The sequence below is a fragment of the Pseudomonas sp. 5Vm1k genome, from assembly GCF_056161485.1.
This window is the reverse complement of the sequence record NZ_JBSPCZ010000016.1, coordinates 1-19,553: the sequence shown is the minus strand read 5'-3', so window position 1 is coordinate 19,553 and position 19,553 is coordinate 1. Positions and strand designations below refer to the sequence as shown.

The window sequence follows — 19,553 nt, the reverse complement described above, 5'->3', positions numbered from 1 at the left end:
GAACGAGATGGCGGATGAAATCTTGCAACAAGGCACGCTCAAGCGGGGGTTGAAAAATCGCCATATTCAACTGATCGCCCTGGGCGGAGCGATCGGTACCGGGCTGTTCCTGGGCTCGGCCGGCGTACTCAAGTCGGCGGGGCCGTCGATGATTCTCGGCTACGCGATTGCCGGCTTCATTGCCTTTTTGATCATGCGCCAGCTGGGCGAGATGATTGTCGAAGAGCCGGTGGCCGGTTCCTTCAGTCACTTCGCCCACAAATACTGGGGCGGTTATGCCGGATTTCTGTCCGGCTGGAACTACTGGGTGCTGTATGTGCTGGTCGGCATGGCAGAGCTGACGGCCGTCGGCAAATACGTGCAGTTCTGGTGGCCGGAGATCCCCACCTGGGTCAGCGCAGCGGTGTTCTTCGTGCTGGTCAACCTGATCAATACGATGAACGTCAAAATCTTCGGCGAGATGGAATTCTGGTTTGCGATCATCAAGGTCGTGGCCATCATCGGCATGATCGTCCTGGGTTGCTACATGCTGTTCAGCGGCTCGGGCGGCCCGCAAGCCTCGGTGAGCAACCTGTGGAGCCACGGTGGTTTCTTCCCCAACGGCACTAACGGTCTGCTGATGTCGATGGCGTTCATCATGTTCTCCTTCGGCGGCCTGGAGCTGGTCGGTATCACCGCGGCTGAAGCCAGCGAACCGAGAAAGGTCATCCCGAAAGCGATCAACCAGGTGGTTTATCGCGTGTTGATCTTCTACGTCGGGGCGCTCACCGTCCTGCTTTCGCTGTACCCGTGGGATCAACTGCTGCAAACCCTCGGCGCGTCCGGCGATGCCTACAGCGGCAGCCCATTCGTGCAGATTTTCTCCCTGATCGGCAGCGACACGGCGGCGCAAATCCTCAACTTCGTGGTGCTGACGGCAGCACTTTCGGTCTACAACAGCGGCGTCTACTGCAACAGCCGCATGCTCTACGGCCTGGCCGAACAGGGCGATGCACCGAAGTCGCTGATGAAGTTGAACAAGCAAGGCGTGCCATTGCGCGCGTTGGGTATCTCGGCGCTGATCACGATGTTGTCGGTGCTGGTCAACTACCTCGCGCCGCATGAAGCGCTGGAGCTGCTGTTCGCCCTGGTGGTCGCCTCGCTGATGATCAACTGGACGCTGATCAGCCTGACCCACCTGAAGTTTCGCAAAGTCATGGGCCAGCAAGGCATCGTCCCCAGCTTCAAGTCGTTCTGGTTCCCCTTCAGCAACTACCTGTGCCTGGCGTTCATGGCCGTGATCATCTGGGTGATGTGGATGATTCCGGGCATACGCGCCTCGGTTATCGCCATTCCGGTGTGGGTGTTGATCATCTACGTGTTCTACCGGATACGTGTGGCGCGCGATCGCGGTTTGCCAGCCATTCAGTAGCGTCAGCAGCGCCTGCAGGGATCGGCGTATGCCCTGTAGGAGCTGCCGCAGGCTGCGATCTTGGCGATCCGGTCTGCACTGAAAATCTTTGGCTATCACGCAGCAAAAAGCCCCGGCACTCGATGAATGCCGGGGCTTTTTGCTTTTTTGAGGGAAGGGGGGGGGACGGGATTACAGCGTCGAACGCACGCGCCACAACTCCGGGAACAGTACGGTGTCGAGCATCTTGCGCAAGTAACCCACCCCTTCCGTGCCGCCGGTGCCCGGCTGAAAACCGATGATCCGTTCAACCGTGGTGACATGGCGGAAGCGCCACTGGCGGAACGAGTCTTCGAGGTCGATGAATTTTTCCGCCAGTTGATAGAGATCCCAATACCGCGACGGGTCCTTGTAGACCACCCGCCACGCCGCTTCGACGGAAGCGTCATGCTGCGTTGGACTGGTCGGGTCACGTTCGAAACGCTGCGGATCAATCGCCAGGCCGGCGCTGGCCATCAAGCGAATCGCTTCGTCATACAGCGACGGTGTCGCGATGGCTTTTTCGAGTTCCTGCAACAGCTCCGGGCGATGGGCATGGGGGCGCAATAACGTCGCGCTTTTGTTGCCCAGGATGAACTCGATCTCGCGGTACTGAAATGACTGGAAGCCCGACGACTGCCCCAGAAATGGCCGAATCGAGTGGTACTCAGTCGGGGTCATGGTGGCGAGCACGGTCCAGGCGTGCACCAGTTGATCAAAGATCCGCGAGACCCGCGCCAGCATCTTGAAGGCCGGCGGCAACTCGCCCAGGCGCAGGTGTTCGCGGGCAGCCTTGAGCTCGTGCAACATCAGTTTCATCCACAGTTCGGAGGTCTGGTGCTGGATGATGAACAGCATCTCGTTATGGTCCGGCGACAGCGGATGCTGGGCACTGAGAATGCGCCCAAGGTCCAGGTAGTCGCCATAGCTCATGGAGTCGGAAAAATTCAGCTCGGCGTTATGCCAATCCTCGGTCGGGTTACCCGGTGAATACGGACATTGGCTCATTGCGCAGGCTCCTTATGTGGCGGTGAATTCAGTGGACGCAAAATGGCCCTGACCGGGCTGGCGTCGAGATTGGCAAAGCGCAGCGGCAGTGCAATCAGTTCGTAGTCCCCTTCCGGAACGTCATCGAGCACGATGCCTTCAAGGATGGCCATGCCGTGACGGGCAACGGCGTTGTGCGAATCCATGGTCTTGGATTGCTGCGGGTCCAGCGATGGCGTATCGATGCCGATCAAGCGCACGCCAAGGCTGGCCAGCAGGTCGACGGTTTCCTTGGCGACTGCGGTGAAGTCTGCATCCCAGGTCGTTAGTGGCGCCTGACGATAGGTGCGCAACAGGACGCGTTCGGGCAGGTTGTCCAGGCGACCTTCCAATTGCTCGGGCTGCACCAGTCTGCCGCTGTCCAGGCAATGCAATACGCGACAAGGCCCCATGTAAACGTCCAGCGACACCTCGCCAATCGGCGCGCCGTCAGCGCTGTAATGCAGCGGTGCGTCGACATGGGCGCCGGTGTGCGGCGACAGGGTAATGCGTCCGACATTCACCGGACACTCGGGCCCGAAGGTCCAGACGCGTTCTTCCTGAAAAGGCGTATCACCCGGCCAGGTCGGTGTGGCCGTGCTCAAGGGAGGGCTGATGTCCCACCACGTTTTTATTTTGTTCATTACACAACTCTCGGCATGTCCCGAAACGAATGATACGAGTGATACCCGTGAATATTCTTGCGAAAAGCTTCAGAAACGTCGGTTTCTTTCGCATGAACTGCCAGGAATCGGGGGTTTATCGACAGGAAGTTTCAACGAAAGAAAGCAGATAACCCTCATCCGCCGAATGTTGCCTGAACAGACGATGGCGGCTGCGTTTCTGGATACCTCGATGTCGAGCACAGACAACTGATGCCGGACCAAGCGCTATAGGGTGGCGACTTCAGTTCTTCAGCCCGCTGCCCGGAGTCCACATGACCGCACCTATCACCGTTCTTCGCGACACTCATCCGCTGCCGGTGCTCGACGCCTGCAAATGGGAAAAACTCGAAGGCGACCCGCACACCGTCAACCTCAACGCCTACACCAGCGAAGACGGCAGCAAGATCATGGGCACCTGGATCTGCACGCCCGGCAAGTGGTACGTGGAATACGTGAAGTGGGAATACTGCGATTTCCGCGAGGGCTACTGCATCATCACCCCTGAGGGCAAAGAGCCGATCCACCTGCGCGCCGGGGATATCTTCGTCATCGAGCCGGGGATGAAAGGCACGTGGGAAGTGGTTGAGACTGTGCGTAAGTATTTTGTGTTTGCCTGATGCAAAAAAACCGGGAAATCACCCGACGTGATTCCCGGTAAATGTCGAGAGGTTCATGCAGTACCTGTGGGAGCGAGCTTGCTCGCGATGGCGGTGGGTCAATCAACATCAATGTTGAATGTACCGGCCTCATCGCGAGCAAGCTCGCTCCCACAGGGATTCAGTCTGATATGAAGGGTTTTACTGAGGTTTGCGATAGCTGTTGATGATCGCCGAGAAGTCCTTGCCACCCTCCCCGCGCTGGCTCATCGCCTGATACAACTGCTGGGCCACCGCGCCGAGCACCACTGGTTGGTGCGCCTGACGTGCCGCTTCCGTGGCCAGCCCCAGATCCTTGAGCATCAGCTCGGCACCGAAACCGCCGGTATAGCCGCGCGAGGCTGGCGCCGTTTCGACGATGCCCGGCCACGGGTTGTACATCTCCGAACTCCAGCAACGCCCGGTCGAGCTGTTGATGATCCCGGCCAACACGCCCGTGTCGATCCCCAACGCATCGCCCAACGCCATGGCTTCACTGACGCCGACCATGGAGATCGCCAGCAGCAGGTTATTGCAGATCTTGGCGATTTGCCCGGTGCCGACTTCGCCGCAATGGACGATGTTGCGGCCCATCTGCGCCAACACCGGTTGCAGGGTGGCGAACAGTTCAGGAGTGGCGCCAACCATAAAGGTCAGCGTCCCCGCCGCTGCACCGCCAGTACCGCCGGAAACCGGTGCATCCGCCACCGCCACGCCTTGTTTCGCCGCAGCGGCCGCCACATCGCGCGCGGTTTGCGGATCAATGGTGCTGCAATCAACCGCTGGCACGCCTTTGCCGATACCGGCGAGCACGCCGTCCTCACCGAGCCACACGCTGCGCACATGCACAGCGGCGGGCAGCATGGTGATCACCAGTTCTGCACCTTGTGCGGCCTCGCGGGCCGAAGCGCTGATGCTGCCGCCCAGTTGCTCCAGTTCGGCCAGCACGGTTTTGTTCAGATCGACCAGGTTCAGCGAATGGCCAGCCTTGATCAGGTTGCGCGCCATCGGCGCGCCCATGTTGCCGAGACCGATAAAAGCGATTTTCATGTCCGGCTCCTTAACGCAAGTTGATGGTGGTGTTCACACCGTCGTTGACGCTGTCGTCATCGAACCAGCGACTGGTGACAGTCTTGGTCTGAGTGTAGAACTGCACCACTTGCTTGCCATACGGGCCGAGGTCGCCGAGTTTCGAACCACGGGAACCGGTGAAGCTGAAGAACGGGACTGGCACCGGAATCGGGATGTTGATACCGACCTGGCCGACGTCGATTTCGCTCTGGAATTTACGCGCCGCCGCACCGCTCTGAGTGAACAGGCCCGTGCCGTTGCCGAACGGGTTGGCGTTGACCAGGGCAATCGCCTGATCGAGGGTGTCGACTTCCAGCACCACCAGCACTGGGCCGAAGATTTCCTGGGTGTAGATCTGCATCTCGGTGGTCACGCCGGAGAACAGGGTCGGGCCGACAAAGTTGCCTTTCTCGAAGCCTGGAACGCTGATTTCGCGACCATCCAGTTCCAGTTTGGCGCCTTCCTTGATGCCGCTTTCGATCAGATCGAGAATCCGCGCCTTGGCCTTTTTCGAGATAACCGGACCGACATCAGTGCCCGCCTCGCTACCCGCGTTCACGGTGAGTTTCTGCGCCAGCGCTTTCAGGTCCGGCAGCCATTGCTTGGCCGCGCCCACCAGCACCACCACCGAAGTGGCCATGCAACGCTGACCGGCCGCACCGAAACCGGCGCCAACCAGGGCATTGAGGGTTTGTTCGCGATTGGCGTCCGGCAGCACCACGGCGTGGTTCTTCGCGCCCATCATCGATTGCACGCGCTTGCCGTGTTTGCCGGCCAGGTCGTAGACGTGCGTGCCGACGGCGGTCGAACCGACGAAGGAAACTGCCTTGATGTCCTTGTGGGTGCAGAGCGCGTCCACCACGTCTTTGCCGCCGTGAACCACGTTCAGCACGCCCGCCGGAACGCCGGCCTCGATCGCCAGCTCCACCAGCAGCATGGTCGACATCGGGTCCTGTTCGGACGGCTTGAGCACGAAGGTGTTGCCGCAGGCGATGGCCATCGGGAACATCCACAGCGGAATCATCGCCGGGAAGTTGAACGGGGTGATGCCAGCGCAGACACCGATTGGCTGACGCAGGGTGTAAGTGTCGACGCCGCCAGCGACGTTCTCGGCGAACTCGCCCATTTGCAGGGTGCCGATGGAGCACGCATGCTCGACCACTTCCAGGCCACGGAAAATATCGCCTTCAGCGTCGGCAATGGTTTTGCCCTGCTCGGCACTCAGGACCACGGCGATGCGTTTGGAGTGTTCGCGAATCAACGCCTGGAGCTTGAGCATGATGCGCATCCGCGCGCCGATCGGCGTCAGCTTCCAGGTCTGGAAGGCGCAGTGGGCGGCACTGATGGCGGCATCGACTTCCTGCGCGGTGGCAAACGGAACCCTGGCCAGCACTTGCTGGGTCGCCGGGTTGATGATGTCGTGCCATTCGGTGGTCTGGGACTCGACCCACTCGCCGTTGATCAACAGCTTGACGTTCTGGACGGTGGTTTCGTTAGGCGTGAGCGATGCGTTCATGCTGGTCTCCAATACTTATTGTTATGCAGGGAGCCAAGGCGGATAAGTCGCCTTGAGATGAGGCGTGTGTCGCGAATTGGTTGTCGGACTGTTTTTGGAGTATAGATGTGCAAACTTCTAATAAGAACGCACATAAAAGCCGGTCCAACATGCAAAAAAACATCACGTCTTTAGGTTCGTTGAACTGGGATGACCTCAAGTTTTTCCTTGAAGTCGCCCGCACCCGCAAGGCCAGCACCGCGGCCAAGCGCCTGGCGGTGGACTACACCACCGTGTCGCGACGCATCAGTTCGCTGGAAGCGGCATTGGGCACATTGCTGTTCGAAAAGTCCCGGACCAGCGGCTTCGTCCTGACCGCCGAAGGCCAGCGTTTGCTGGGTTACGCCGAGTCGATTGAAAGCACGCTGCACATGGCTTGCGAGCAGGTTTCCGGCTCCGGCGTGGCGTTGTCGGGCCATGTGCGCATGGGCTGCACCGAAGGCTTCGGCAGTTTCTTCATCACCCCGCAGCTCAGCCACTTCGTCGACGCCTACCCCGCCATCTCGGTGGACATCCTGCCGCTGCCGCACTTCATCAGCCTGTCCAAGCGCGAAGCGGACATCGTCATCGCCCTGGAACGTCCGGAACACGGACCGTACGTCTGCTGCAAACTCTGTGACTACAAATTGCAGCTGTACGCGACCCAGGACTACCTCGACAAACACCCACCGATCCGCCGCCCGGCCGACTTGGGTAAACATTCATTCATCAGTTATGTGGACGATCTGGCGTTCAGCTCGGAGCTGCTGTACCTGGCAAACGTACTGCCCGGCGCCAGTGCGAATCTGCGCAGCACCAGCGTGATCGCGCAGTTCGTGGCGGCGCAGCAAGGGCGCTCGCTAGCGATTCTGCCGTGTTTCCTGGCGGCCCAGGACCCGCGACTGCTGCCGGTGTTGCCGGCCGAGATCAACATCACCCGGCAGTTCTGGATGTACTGCCGCGAGGACCTGAGGAAGCTCAAGCGGATCACCCTGTTGTGGGATTACATCCGCGAAGTCACTGAGCAAAATCAGAGCCTGTTGATGGGGGACAGTCGGGAGATGTTGTTCGCCGATTAGTCGGCGATCACCACAATCGACACCCGGCGATTCTCGGTACGGCCAGCTGGAGTGTCGTTGGAGGCAACCGGCTCTTTGCTGCCAAGCCCTTGAAGCTTGATGTTCTCTTCTTTCATCCCGACAGCGGTCAGGACTTTGCCGACACTTTTCGCCCGACGCAGTGACAGCTGTTGGTTGTAGGTTTCCTTGCCCGAAGCATCGGTGTGGCCATCGACCCGCACGCGCTCGATCCCGACGCCCAGCAGGGCCTTGCCGATGCGCTGCACGATTTCTGTGCTCTGGGGATTGAGACTTTCGACGTCGCTGCCAAACAGTACTTTACCGGACAGGCCAAAGGCCCAGCCCTCGTCGGTCAATTCGAAGCCTTGCTGTTTGAGCACCGCGACCTGCGCCGGGGTCAGGCCTTTTTGAGGCGCGGTTTGGCACCCGGTCAATGCCAACAGGGCCATGAACAGGGTAATGGTGAAAAATCGTACGGTACGCTGAGGAATTGAGAACACAGAAATTAGCTCCTGGTTTGAACGTGGACGACAGGGTGCTCCGACCCTGCCGTTTGCTGTGCCCCTCGGGACAAGCGCTTGGCTTGATACATCGCCGCATCGGCGGCGTTGAGCAAGGCGCCCGGAGTGGCACCGTGGTCGGGATAGACGGCGATGCCGATACTGAGCGAGGTCAACACTGTCGTGTTGCCCGGCAATGTGATTGGCACTTCCATGCTGGCAATGATTTTGTCGGCAATCCGCTCGGCGTCTTCGGTCTTGTGCAGTGGCGTCAGCAGCACTGCGAACTCATCGCCGCCCAGACGCGCCACCAGGTCCTCTTCGCGCAATTGCGCACGAACCCTTGTCGCCACCGCGACCAGCACCGCATCACCGGCGGCATGGCCGAAGTTGTCGTTGATTTCCTTGAACCGGTCGCTGTCGAGAAACAACACCGCCACTCGCTCGTCGTGCTTATTGGCATTGCGCAGTGCGCGAATCAATCGACCTTCGAAAAACGCCCGGTTCGGTAACCCGGTGAGGCTGTCATGGCTGGCCTGGTGCGCCAGGGTTTCGTTCTCGCTTTGCAGATGGGTCTGCCAGGATTCGAGTTCATCGAGCAAGGCATTGAAGTCGTTGCCCAGGTTGTTCAGCTCGGCAATGGCAGCGGGCGGCACGCGCTGGTCGAAGGCCCGTTCGCTGCGGGCGGCGTGGGCCACGAAGGCCAGGCTGCGCAATGGGCGGGTGATTGCGCGAAGCTGCCGGCGCGCCAGATACAGCGCCACCCAGGCACTGATGGCCGTACACACCACGATCCCCATCAGGCCACTGAGCAAAAAGCGCATCAGGCTGCCACCCTGACCGGTGAGCTGGATGCTGCCGATTTCCAGGCCCTGATGAACGATAGGCATGCTGATGGGTTCTTCCAGGAAGGCCTTGGCGATCTGCATTTCCAGATCGGAGAGCAATCCGGTTTCCGGTCGCTGCCAGCGGGCGAGCAAAGCGCCCTGCGCATTGTGCACCTGGGCATCGGCGACTTCTTCGGTGGACGCGATCAATGCCAGCGCTTCGGTGGCGGCGGCCTTGTCGTTGAACACCACCGCCGCTTCCACGGTGTAGTTGATCGAGCGCGCGATCAGGTGCAGGTTGTGGTCGGCATACACCCGCAACGCCAGCACCCCGAGCAAGGTCAGCGACACGCTGGCCATCGCCACGCCGACCAGCGCGACGATCAAATGGCCGCGACCGATAACCGAGCGCAACGTGGGGCGAGTATCCGATTTGAATAGACTCATGGCGCCGCCGGCTTACGGCGCGACAGTTGCAACACGCTCGGGTGAATGCGCACGCCACTGCGGGCGACGGAGTCGAGGTTGACCTCGAAGGACACCTGGTCGTCGCTGACCCGCAGACAGAAAAGGCTGCCGACGGTGCACTGATCGCTGCTTTCGCTGATGCTCAACACTGGCTGACCAATCAGCGAGGCGAACAAGCGACTGCGTTCATCGGCGGTCAACTTGCCGATGTAGACCGCATCACACTCACCGGTAATCGCCGGATTGTCGGCCAGCAGGCGTCGTACGGTGACAGGACGACCGGTGGCTTGAGTGGAACCCTTGACCAGATCGTCGGTGTATTCGGTCGGGCCGACCACACACAGACGCAACTGCGCAGGCTCCACGGGCCAGCGGGCATAACTGAGAATCCCGAGCACCACCTGGGTGACCGCTTTGGCCCGTTGATCGGCCATGCTGACGGCAGTTTCAGGTTGAGCGAACGCGATGCCGGTCAGCAAACAGAGGAGGCCGACAAGCAATACTCGCTTGCAGCCAATGACGCACTCTGTCGCCCGGACAGCCAACTTCATGCAGGGATTCTCTTCGATCTTAACGGAATGATGCCGCAACGATAGCACAGCACCGAAACACCCGCGAGGCCGCAGAACACGGCACTTCGGACAGATTTACGTCGTCAACCGATTGGCATATTAAGGGCTAAACTCAATGCCCTCTTCCAACTCCAGCATCAGCCCGCTCAAACGTTTCACTTTGCGTTGCACCGCCTCTTCGAACACCCCGGCACGAGGTTCGATCAGAGTGAACCAGTCCTTGGCCCGGGTGATGCCGGTGTAGATCAATTCCTTGGTCAGTACCGGGTTCAGAGCGTCCGGCAGGATCAACGCCGTATGGGCAAATTCCGAGCCCTGGGATTTATGCACCGTCATCGCGTAGACCGTCTCGACATCGTTGAGCCGGCTCGGCAGTACAAAACGCACGCCGCCCTGGCCGTCGTTGCGCGGAAAGGCTACGCGTAGCACATGCTTGCCGGCATCAGGGCCGTCGCGTTCCGGCAGCTTGAGCGCAATGCCGATGTCGCCGTTCATCAAGCCGAGGCCATAGTCGTTGCGGGTCATCAGCACGGGCCGACCTTCGTACCACTGCTGATCGCTGTCGATCAGCCGTGCCTTGAGCAACGCGTCAGTCACTCGCTGATTCAGGCCTTCCACGCCCCACGGTCCTTTGCGTACGGCGCACAACAACTGGAAGGTGTCGAAAGCATTCAGCACCTGCCGCGCCCATTCGATCCAACGCTTGTCATCGAGGGGGCTGTCGAGGGGAGGCCGCTGCTTGCGCAACAGGCTCAGGTAATGCCGATAACCGTGTGGCCCTTCGTTGTGCCCGTCGAGCAGCAAGCGCTCCAGCGCTTTGTCCTGCTCACCTTTGAGGGGCAGGGAAAACACGTCTTTAAAGCTGCGTTCGGCCAGAAGCTTGCGAGCTTCGTCGGGGTGTTGCTGATTGACCCAACGGGCCAACTGACCAATGCCACTGCCTTCGCCGAATCGACGGGAGTGACGCAGCATCACCACTTGCTGAGCCAAGGGATGAGTGCCCTCGGTGTCCTCGTGCAAACCGCTGGCCTCCAGGCTTTCACCGCTGACGGTCTCCAGCCACTGGCGGGTCTGCGGGCTGTACCAACCGGCCTCGGCGTCGCGACACAGATCCCCCAGCACGGCGCCCGCTTCCACAGAAGCCAATTGGTCTTTGTCACCGAGCAGCACCAGACGCGCATGGGCCGGTAGCGCGTCGAGCAAATTGGCCATCATTTCCAGGTCGATCATCGACGCTTCATCGACCACCAGCACATCCAGCGGCAAGCGATTACCGGCATGGTGACGAAAATGTCGGGTGCCGGGACGACTGCCCAGCAGACGGTGCACGGTGGTGACGTCGGATGGAATCTTGTCCCGTACCGCTCCGGCAACGGTCAGGGTTTGTACTTGCTGACTGATGGATTCCGTCAGTCGAGCGGCAGCCTTGCCGGTAGGCGCGGCCAAGCGAATACGCAACGGTTTACCGGCCTCCACGGCGGGTGCCTGGAGCAGCGCCAACAACCGCACCACGGTGGTGGTTTTGCCGGTCCCCGGGCCGCCGGTAACGATACTGAACGCACTGCGGGTGGCCAGGGCACAGGCGAGTTTTTGCCAGTCGATCACCTCGCCAGGCTTGGCGGGACCGAACAGACCGGTCAGGCGCTGGAGCAAATCTGTTGGCGTGGCTTCATGTTCTGACAGGCGCTGGCGCAAGGCATTGTCGATACGCCGTTCGTAGGCCCAGTAGCGGCGCAGGTACAGGCGTTTGCCCGATAACACCAAAGGTCGATGCTGAGCCGCCTCACGGCCATCCACCGCCAGCGCCACCAGACTGCTGGCAGCCAGCACCTTGCACCAGTGGGCGCCGTCCAGCGCTTCGAGCAATTGCGACGGCAGCAACATCGCGCCACTTTGCACATCACCTTCCGGCGGCAGCGACAGGGCGAAGTCCGGCGCCTTGAGCGTCTCGAACAGGTCCAGGCACACATGGCCATGGCCGAGCTGGTGGCTGGTCAACGCCGCCGCCAGCAACACCAGTGGATCATCACCGGGGGCGAGTTCATGGAGAAAGGCAACGAACGCCTTGTCCAGCGCCCGTAGCCAACCGCGTTCGACCCAGCGAGTGAGCAGCAGCAATAGATCGTCGGCACGGGTCAACGGCGCCAGGTCAGCCAGGCTTTCCGCGGCCAGTGGCGTGGGCAACAAATCGGCGAAGGTGCGGCTCATAGCAGTACTCCCTGTTCCCAGGCGGGCTCGGCCTTGGGTTCCGGCTTGCCCTGGAACAGACGGTCCAGACGCTCGATCAATTCCCGTGGTGGGCGGGCAAAATACACGCCTTGGCTGGCGGCTCTCGTGCCACGCAGGAACAGGTACAACGCGCCACCGACATGCCGGTCGTAATCGTAGTCGGGCAGCCGTGCCTTGAGCTGGCGATGTAAGGCCAACAGGTACAACACGTATTGCAGGTCATAGCGGTTATCGAGGATCGACTGCTCCATGGCCAGCTCGGTGTAGGCCGTGTCGTCAACGCCGAGCCAGTTGGATTTGTAGTCGGCGACGTAATAGCGGCCGTCGTGTTCGAACGTCAGGTCGATAAAGCCTTTGAACATGCCATTGAGCAGCACCGGTTCGGCAGACACTCGGGCCACGCCGTTGTGGGTGTATTGGCGCACCAGTTCATCAAGCTTGAGCACATCGACTTTATGGCTGGCGAACCAGAACTCCATTTCGACGCGGTAATGGGTCAGTCGCTCGAAGACCACCGGAGGCTGCCCGCCGCCAATGTGCAATGGCGATTTGAGCAGGTGCTGCAGCCAGTCGCTCAACGTGATGATCCAGCCTTCCCAGCCGCGACGATTGCAGCGCCGGCCAACCGCGTCTTCCACGGCTTTGGGCGTCGCGTTGAAGCCTTCGTCACCGGCCCACTCCAGCAAACCGTGGAGAAAGGTGCCGGGGTTCGGACCACGGGGAAAGCGATGAATATCCGCGCCGCCGGTCACCACCTCCCGTGGTGCCTCGGGGTCAAGACGTTCATCGTCGAAAAGCTTTTGCGCCTGCGGGCTCTCCGGCGCCTCGTCACTGCCCACGCTCATGCTGTCGCCAATTCGCAAGGCGCTATAGGAAGCGATCCACCAGTTTTCGCTGGCCTTGCGCTTGGGGATCAACGGCGCGAGCAAGGTCGCTTCATTACGCGGCGGATGGTAGTGCTCGACGGTTGCCTCAGGCATCTCGCCATAGTTGAGTGCCGGGCAATCTTGTTGCAGATCTTCCAGCCAACGCTTCAGGCCGGCGGACTCGGTCAATGCTGCGCCACCGCCCAACAGATAACCCAATGCCGACAGATGCAGCACCGAACTGTTGTTATTGCCGCGCTTGAGGTCGGTCACACCGAGCCAGCACGCGTGTTGTGCGCGCGTCAGAGCCACGTAGAGCAACCGCAAATCCTCGGCCAGACGTTCGTCATCGGCCAGGGCGATCAACTCGGCCGTCGGTTTCAACGTCACCTGGGCCTTGCCCGTGGCGTCGTGGTAATGCAGCGGCAAACGACTGCCATCCACCGGTTTCGCCGAGCAAATGAAAGGCAGAAACACCAAGGGATACTCAAGGCCCTTGGACTTGTGAATGGTTACGACCTTGACCAGTTGCTCGTCGCTTTCGAGGCGCAGGATCTGTTCTTCGCCGGCTTGACCAGACAACGCCAGGTGCTCGGACAAATGGCGGATCAGGGCTTGCTCGCCATCGAGCTCGGCGGCTGCTTGTTGCAGCAACTCGGACAGGTGCAGCAGGTTGGTCAAGACGCGCTCGCCATCGCTGCGAGTGATCAATGCCTGAGGCAACTGGAAGTCGTGCAGCAAGCGTCGCAGCATCGGCAGCACGCCCTGCTTGCGCCATATCTCGCGATACTTGCGGAACTGCATGACCCGAGCTTCCCAAGCCAATTCGTCCTGATTCAGTCGCTCAAGCTCAGCCAGTGAGAGGTTCAGCGTAATGCAGGCCAACGCGGCCCGCAGTGGACGCTCGACGTCGGGCTCGGCGCAGGCCTTGAGCCAGGTCAGCAGGTCATGCGCTTCCTGGGCGGCGAACACCGAATCCTTGTCCGATAGGTAAACGCTGCGCACGCCACGGGCAGAAAGTTCGCCACGCACGGCCTGGGCCTCTTTGCCATCGCGTACAAGAATGGCGATGTCCGCCGGCAACAGACCTCTGAAGTCCTTGCCGTCCTGTTTGAAACCCGCCCGGCCTTGTTGCCCGCCGTTAAGCAATGCAGTGATTTGACTGGCGCAGGCAGCGGCCAATTGTTGTCGGTACACCACGCCGGACAGTGGCTGCTCGGCAGGCAGATGCCAGATGTTCAGCGCCGGAACATTCTGACCATCGATTTGCAAAACTTCTTTGCGCCCCTGAGATTCGACGGGCAGGAACGGTACAGGGTTATCGCCATTTTTTTCGCGGAAGAGGAATGCACCGCGCCCGGCCTCACGAGACTCGGCACGCTCGAAAACATGGTTCACCGCGTTAACCATGCCATGGCTGGAACGGAAGTTAGTGCCCAGCGTATGCAAGCGGCCGGTGGTGGCCTGACGGGCGCGCAAGTAGGTGTAGATGTCGGCGCCACGAAAGGCATAAATCGCTTGCTTCGGGTCGCCGATCAGGAACAGGCCGCACTCGGGGTTGTTGTCTTCGATGCGATAGATGCTTTCGAAGATGCGGTACTGCACCGGGTCGGTGTCCTGGAATTCATCGATCAACGCCACCGGGAATTGCTCGCGAATCAGCGTGGCCAGGCGTTCGCCGCCATCGGACTGCAAGGCTGCATCGAGGCGCAGCAACATGTCGTCGAAACCCATTTCTGCGCGGCGACGTTTTTCCTCTTCGAACCGCGCGCCGACCCACTGAGCGGCGTGTTGCAGGACGGCAGCATCAGGAGTCGGCAAACCATCGAGACTGGCCTTGAGGCCAGGCATCGCATCCAGACCGGGATGATGAGGGACTTCGCCTTTCCAGGCTTCCGCCATACCGTCAGGGGTCAACCGGGTGAACCCGGTGCCGATGTCCAGTTGCTCAAGGGATTCGTCTTCTGCCCAGGCTTTGATCTTTTCGAACCAAGGCTCGAAGTAGCGCGCCTGCATTTTGCGCCCATCGACACTTTTGCTCGACACGCCCTGATGACAGATCACAAGCAATTCGTCTGCCCATTGGCGCCACGGCATTTTGAGTTCGAGCAGGGCTGTGCGTCGTTCGTGCAGGCACTCGGCAATGAGTTCGGCAGGCTCTTTTCCTTCAACGCTATCGCGCTCGCTGGCGAACAAGCCGCGCACTCGCGGCAGCAACGCTGCGGGGCCACCCCAGTTGCCACGAACCCAGTTCAGCGCATCGCCTTGCATCGGGTAGCAGAACAGCCGCCAGTAATCGCGCAGGACCTCGCCCAGTAGATCGCTGTGATCGGTTTCCAGGGTTTGGGTAAACAGACTGCCACTGTCGAAGGCATGCTCACGCAGCATGCGCTGACACCAACTGTGGATGGTCGAGACAGCCGCTTCGTCCATCCATTGAGCGGCGATGTCCAGGCGGTTTGCGCAACCGGACCATTGCTCCGCAAGGAATTGATCTCGCAAATCTGCAATCAGGCTATCTGGCGCCGGAATCTCATCCCGGAAGAACCGCGCGGCTTCGGCCAGACGGGTGCGAATACGCTCGCGCAGTTCTTTGGTGGCGGCATCGGTGAAGGTCACAACGAGGATTTGTGGCGGCAACAGTTCGCGCCCGAAACCAGTCGACTCGCCGCCATGCCCCAGGACCAGGCGCAAGTAAAGTGCAGAAATAGTGAAGGTCTTGCCGGTGCCGGCGCTGGCTTCGATCAACTGGCTGCCGCGCAGGGGGAACGCCAGGGCCAACGGTGTCTTCGTGGTCATGAGCGCGCGCCTTCGCTGGTCAGTGAACGCCAAGGGGCTTCGAGTAGTGGCCTGTACAAAGCGTCGCACCAGCCGGGGAAGGTTTCATCGGCGATCAGGCTGTCGTAATCCGAGTATTGCCGGGCGAGTGCCGGGCTTTCGCGACGCTCGCCGTCAGTGGTCTGAGCGTCGCCTTCGTAGGCTTTTCGCGCGGCGGCATCGGCCTTGATCGGGTCGGTTTGGCCGAGCCAGGCGAAGGCGGTTTTTACCGCGATCGGCAGCGGTTGGCGCATGCCTGCTTGCCAGGCCAGCAGTAGGTTGCCAAGCGTTTTAAGCGCCGCCTCTTTCGCCAGTGGCTCCAGCAGCAGCGTGTCATCACTGGCGACCAGTGCGGTGGTCATTGACAAGCCGCTGGCACACGCAACCAGGTGATTGACCCACGGTCGCGTCAGGCGATGCCACTTGCGGGTCTTGATCGAGCCGATGCTGTTGGGAATCGTGGTGATCGACAGCATGCCTTCGTCCGCGCGTTGATGCAGGCCACTGAGCCAGCCTTCAAGGCGCAAGCCGTGCAGTTCCAGACTCACCGGCAAGGCGCTGGTCAGCGGTGTTGGCCATAGCGTCAGGAGTTGTTGATAGCGTTGCAGCAGATCCGGCAGCGGTTCGATCAACTCTCGTTGAAGGCATTCACCGAAACCAGCCATGGGCAACAGGCCGCTGTTTTGCAGGCGTATGGCCTGAGCTTCCAGTGCCTGATCGGAGTGTTCCAGTTGGCTCAGTGCCGCCTCGAGCAAACTGTCGCTGAGGCTGTAGCGCTGCAGCGCGTCGAGCACGAAAGGCTCTTCATCGGCCAACGGCACTTCAGCTGCTTCAAAGAACACCTTGAGCCGTTGGCTGAAGAAATGTCGTACGGGGTTTCGCAGGAAATCCTGCAACTGGCCCAGCCCCAGCGGCTCGTCTTGAATGTAGGGTTCGAGAATCTCGATATCAGTCGTTTGCTCATTGGACTGATGAAGCACCTGCCATTCGCTGGCATAGCTGAACAGCGCATCGCCTTCGTGGAAGTAGCGGGCACTGAACGGTTGCAGGGGGTGTTCCTGGGTCATCGCTTCAAGCAGTGGATTGTGCTCTTCATCCAGTCGCCAACCGCTGGCCAGATGATCGCGCAACTGCCCGATCAAAACCGATGCCGGACGCTCGCTATTGTCGCGAATGCTACGGCCTACCCAGCTGATATAAAGCTGATTACGGGCGGACAACAGCGCTTCGAGCAGCAGATAGCGATCATCTTCACGCCGGGAGCGATCACCTGGGCGGTAGTCACTGCCCATCAGGTCAAAGTCCAGCGGCGGCTGTGCACGAGGGTAATCCCCGTCGTTCATGCCCAGCAGACAAACCAGCTTGAACGGTATCGCACGCATCGGCATCAACGTGCAAAAGTTCACGGCTCCAGCCAGGAAGCGCTGAGACAGACGGCCCTGATCGAGACCGGCCAGCCACGCCTCGCGGACGACGGTTAGTGGCAACTCGTCCTGCAACCCTACTGAGTCGCAGGTATCAAGCCAGGTTTCACGCAGCTCTTCGAGTTGAGCCAGCAAGTAATCGTCGTGCTCGTTGCTAGCCTTGAAAAACAACTGAACAAGGCCTTGCAACCGTGTACCCCACTCTTTGGGTGGCGCGGGTTGCGTGAGTTCCTGATGCGCAATCTCCAACGCGTCCAGCAGTGCGACCAAAGGACCGATGAGCGCCGCATCCAGACCTCCGATCTCGTCATAGGGTTCTATACCTTCGCAGGCACTGGCACTGCCGACCGCGTAACCGAGCAACATCCGTCGCAGGCCGAAACGCCAGCTGTTTTGCTCCAGTTCTTCCGGCAGACCGAGGGCTGCCCGTTGTTCGGCATTCATTCCCCAGCGGATGCCGGCACCTTCAATCCAGCGGTGCAGGGTTGGCAGGTCAGGTTCTTCAACGCCGAAGCGAGCCCGGAGTGCGGGTACGTCCAGCAGATCGAGAATCTCGCTGACCGGGAAACGACTGTCCGGCAGCTTGAGCAGATGTTCGACAGCGATCAGTAGCGGATCGCGACCGCGCTGGCCCTGGTCCGCCAGGGTAAAGGGAATAAAGCGCGGGTCATTGCGTTCCAGCTGGCCAAATACCGCGCGGATGTGCGGCGCATAACTGTCGATATCCGGCACCATCACGATCACGTCGCGCGGTCTCAGATCCGGGTTGGCGCTGAAGCGTTCGAGCAATTGATCGTGGAGGATTTCCACTTCCCGCTGGGCGCTATGGGCAATGTGAAAACGGATCGATTTATCGTTCTTTGGATCGACCGCAGGCCAATATTCACGCGTTTCGCTCAAAGGACGCAGTTCCAGGATGTCGTCCTGCAACTGATTGAGCATGTTTTGCGGCTGGCTGTCGCTGAATAGATCGATACGACCATCGCGAAATGCTGCACGGTAGCTGCCGGGATCGTCGTAGCTGTCGAGCAGGTTAATGTAGTCCCGCCCCTGCTTGCCCCATGCGGCCAATAGAGGATGAGCGTGTTGGTGAAGGGTTTGCGGATCGAGGACAACTGGCATGCCGCTTTTGCGGGCCTGGCGTTTGTATTGGTGCCGCAACAGGTCTTTATCGGCGACGATGTCGGCCCAATGGTGACGACATGGGTTGTGAACGCAAAGCAGCACTTGGCTGAATCGAGCCAGTCCAGCGAGTGCTTCCAGCGCTTGAGCGGGCAGCGAAGAAATCCCGAAAACGATCACTCTGGACGGCAACCCGCTTGGTGCCACGTCGAGACTGTTGATGCGTTCGATGAACCGTTGGTGGACGCCGGCCCGGCTCTGGGCCATGCCTTGTTCCCCCACATCCAGAAGCAGTGCACGCCACAATTCTGCTTGCCAGCAATTGGCCGGGGTCAGGGCCTTGGCTTCGCCTCTGCCGTTTCGCAATTGATGTCGGCCTTCGGCCCAATCTTCGAGCCAGTCGGCCCGGTACACCTGATATTGATCGAACAGATCCGCCAGACGCTCAGACAACTGATAGCGTTTACGCAAATCGGTGTCGTGGGTAAGGAAGCGTTGCAGGGGTTCGAAATGCGGCTGGTCGATCAGCTGCGGCAGCAGGCGCATCAGACGCCAGGTCAACGGTGCTTTATCGAGTAGGGACTTGGCCGGGATTTCATCACGGCCCAGGACCATGCGATAGAGCTGCCACATGAAACTGCCGGGCAATTGCACATCTATTGCGGCCGCAATTCCGCAACCACCCATATCGTCATCTTGAGGGTCTTCGGCCAGTGCGAGCTTGAGCCATTGAGCAATGCCGTTGCTCTGTACCAAGGCGATTTCATTTTCCAAGGGAGCCAGCGGGTAGTGCCGCATTACGCTGATCACCAGGCTACGCAGTTCATCCAGACTGTTGCTTTGAACCACCATAAAACCGGCATTGAGGGACGCGGCGTCCGGCATAAAGGCTTCCTTGGGAAAATACAAAAGCTAGGGCCGAACCTTAGCACTGTCGGGAGACTGTGACAGCCGGAAGCCGTCTGAAGATGCTGTACGAACTTTCCTGCGGGCAAAAACAAAACCCCTACCTGCATACGCAGATAGGGGTTTCGGAATTTAATCTTGACGATGACCTACTCTCACATGGGGAAACCCCACACTACCATCGGCGATGCATCGTTTCACTGCTGAGTTCGGGATGGGATCAGGTGGTTCCAATGCTCTATGGTCGTCAAGAAATTCGTGAGCCAGGTCGTTTGCCCTTGCGGGTTCACGCTCCAGCGAATGGGTATGTGATAGATCTCGGTGTTTGTGAGCAGCTCGAACTTTCGGTTCGTTTCGTCTTCACACACCGCAATCTGATGCTC

At 60.0% G+C, this 19,553-nt stretch carries 13 protein-coding genes and 1 rRNA gene; 3 read left to right on the top strand and 11 right to left on the bottom strand.

Annotated features, from left to right (window positions below; all coding sequences use genetic code 11):
• Positions 1-7: 7 nt before the first annotated feature.
• Positions 8-1,411, top strand: coding sequence for an amino acid permease (locus ACWIKB_RS25810; protein ID WP_475270321.1), 1,404 nt, complete (start codon positions 8-10; stop codon positions 1,409-1,411).
• Between the two features lie 171 nt (positions 1,412-1,582).
• Here the strand turns inward: ACWIKB_RS25810 and kynA are convergent, their stop codons facing one another.
• The gene (gene kynA, locus ACWIKB_RS25805; RefSeq protein ID WP_475270319.1) at positions 1,583-2,437 is read right to left on the bottom strand and encodes a tryptophan 2,3-dioxygenase; all 855 of its coding nucleotides are present in this window, start codon (positions 2,435-2,437) and stop codon (positions 1,583-1,585) included.
• Positions 2,434-3,099 carry an arylformamidase gene (kynB, locus tag ACWIKB_RS25800; RefSeq protein WP_475270317.1) on the bottom strand — a complete coding sequence of 222 codons (666 nt, stop codon included), beginning with the start codon at positions 3,097-3,099 and terminating at the stop codon, positions 2,434-2,436. The genes kynA and kynB overlap by 4 nt, the downstream gene beginning before the upstream one ends.
• 293 nt (positions 3,100-3,392) lie before the next feature.
• Here kynB and ACWIKB_RS25795 point away from each other — a divergent pair, with 293 nt between their 5' ends.
• Complete coding sequence (locus ACWIKB_RS25795) at positions 3,393-3,737, top strand: cupin domain-containing protein (RefSeq protein ID WP_007946320.1); 345 nt, start codon at positions 3,393-3,395, stop codon at positions 3,735-3,737.
• A 180-nt stretch (positions 3,738-3,917) separates the two neighbouring features.
• On the opposite strand, the gene mmsB is transcribed toward ACWIKB_RS25795, so the two are convergent.
• Entirely contained in the window at positions 3,918-4,805 is an 888-nt protein-coding gene (gene mmsB, locus ACWIKB_RS25790) for a 3-hydroxyisobutyrate dehydrogenase (RefSeq protein WP_475270315.1), read from the bottom strand.
• Positions 4,806-4,815: 10 nt separating this feature from the next.
• On the bottom strand, positions 4,816-6,342 hold the full coding sequence (locus tag ACWIKB_RS25785; protein ID WP_475270314.1) for a CoA-acylating methylmalonate-semialdehyde dehydrogenase: 1,527 nt from the start codon (positions 6,340-6,342) through the stop codon (positions 4,816-4,818).
• 149 nt (positions 6,343-6,491) lie between these two features.
• On the opposite strand from ACWIKB_RS25785, the gene ACWIKB_RS25780 reads away from it, so the two are divergent.
• Entirely contained in the window at positions 6,492-7,439 is a 948-nt protein-coding gene (locus tag ACWIKB_RS25780) for a LysR family transcriptional regulator (RefSeq protein WP_475270313.1), read from the top strand.
• On the opposite strand, the gene yfiB is transcribed toward ACWIKB_RS25780, so the two are convergent.
• From yfiB to rrf, 7 genes are all read right to left on the bottom strand, one after another.
• Entirely contained in the window at positions 7,436-7,939 is a 504-nt protein-coding gene (gene yfiB, locus ACWIKB_RS25775; RefSeq protein ID WP_475270312.1) for an outer membrane lipoprotein YfiB, read from the bottom strand. The genes ACWIKB_RS25780 and yfiB overlap by 4 nt on opposite strands.
• 5 nt (positions 7,940-7,944) lie before the next feature.
• Complete coding sequence (dgcN, locus tag ACWIKB_RS25770) at positions 7,945-9,213, bottom strand: diguanylate cyclase DgcN/YfiN (protein WP_475270311.1); 1,269 nt, start codon at positions 9,211-9,213, stop codon at positions 7,945-7,947.
• A complete protein-coding gene (gene yfiR / locus ACWIKB_RS25765) occupies positions 9,210-9,785 on the bottom strand; it encodes a regulatory sequestration protein YfiR (protein WP_475270310.1) in 576 nt (191 codons plus the stop codon). Before yfiR ends, dgcN begins: the two co-directional genes overlap by 4 nt.
• 120 nt (positions 9,786-9,905) lie before the next feature.
• Complete coding sequence (gene recD / locus ACWIKB_RS25760) at positions 9,906-12,014, bottom strand: exodeoxyribonuclease V subunit alpha (RefSeq protein WP_475270309.1); 2,109 nt, start codon at positions 12,012-12,014, stop codon at positions 9,906-9,908.
• The gene (gene recB, locus ACWIKB_RS25755) at positions 12,011-15,700 is read right to left on the bottom strand and encodes an exodeoxyribonuclease V subunit beta (protein ID WP_475270308.1); all 3,690 of its coding nucleotides are present in this window, start codon (positions 15,698-15,700) and stop codon (positions 12,011-12,013) included. The genes recD and recB overlap by 4 nt, the downstream gene beginning before the upstream one ends.
• Complete coding sequence (recC, locus tag ACWIKB_RS25750; RefSeq protein WP_475270307.1) at positions 15,697-19,149, bottom strand: exodeoxyribonuclease V subunit gamma; 3,453 nt, start codon at positions 19,147-19,149, stop codon at positions 15,697-15,699. Before recC ends, recB begins: the two co-directional genes overlap by 4 nt.
• Before the next feature lie 157 nt (positions 19,150-19,306).
• Positions 19,307-19,422 (bottom strand): 5S ribosomal RNA (gene rrf / locus ACWIKB_RS25745).
• Positions 19,423-19,553: the final 131 nt, after the last annotated feature.

Excerpts from the sequence above, each read along its gene's own strand:
- recB (WP_475270308.1), bottom strand. The coding sequence starts at position 15,700 with ATGACCACGAAGACACCGTTGGCCCTGGCGTTCCCCCTGCGCGGCAGC.
- ACWIKB_RS25810 (WP_475270321.1), top strand. The coding sequence starts at position 8 with ATGGCGGATGAAATCTTGCAACAAGGCACGCTCAAGCGGGGGTTGAAA.
- kynA (WP_475270319.1), bottom strand. The coding sequence starts at position 2,437 with ATGAGCCAATGTCCGTATTCACCGGGTAACCCGACCGAGGATTGGCAT.
- recD (WP_475270309.1), bottom strand. The coding sequence starts at position 12,014 with ATGAGCCGCACCTTCGCCGATTTGTTGCCCACGCCACTGGCCGCGGAA.
- ACWIKB_RS25780 (WP_475270313.1), top strand. The coding sequence starts at position 6,492 with ATGCAAAAAAACATCACGTCTTTAGGTTCGTTGAACTGGGATGACCTC.
- dgcN (WP_475270311.1), bottom strand. The coding sequence starts at position 9,213 with ATGAGTCTATTCAAATCGGATACTCGCCCCACGTTGCGCTCGGTTATC.
- recC (WP_475270307.1), bottom strand. The coding sequence starts at position 19,149 with ATGCCGGACGCCGCGTCCCTCAATGCCGGTTTTATGGTGGTTCAAAGC.
- ACWIKB_RS25795 (WP_007946320.1), top strand. The coding sequence starts at position 3,393 with ATGACCGCACCTATCACCGTTCTTCGCGACACTCATCCGCTGCCGGTG.
- mmsB (WP_475270315.1), bottom strand. The coding sequence starts at position 4,805 with ATGAAAATCGCTTTTATCGGTCTCGGCAACATGGGCGCGCCGATGGCG.
- kynB (WP_475270317.1), bottom strand. The coding sequence starts at position 3,099 with ATGAACAAAATAAAAACGTGGTGGGACATCAGCCCTCCCTTGAGCACG.
- yfiR (WP_475270310.1), bottom strand. The coding sequence starts at position 9,785 with ATGAAGTTGGCTGTCCGGGCGACAGAGTGCGTCATTGGCTGCAAGCGA.
- ACWIKB_RS25785 (WP_475270314.1), bottom strand. The coding sequence starts at position 6,342 with ATGAACGCATCGCTCACGCCTAACGAAACCACCGTCCAGAACGTCAAG.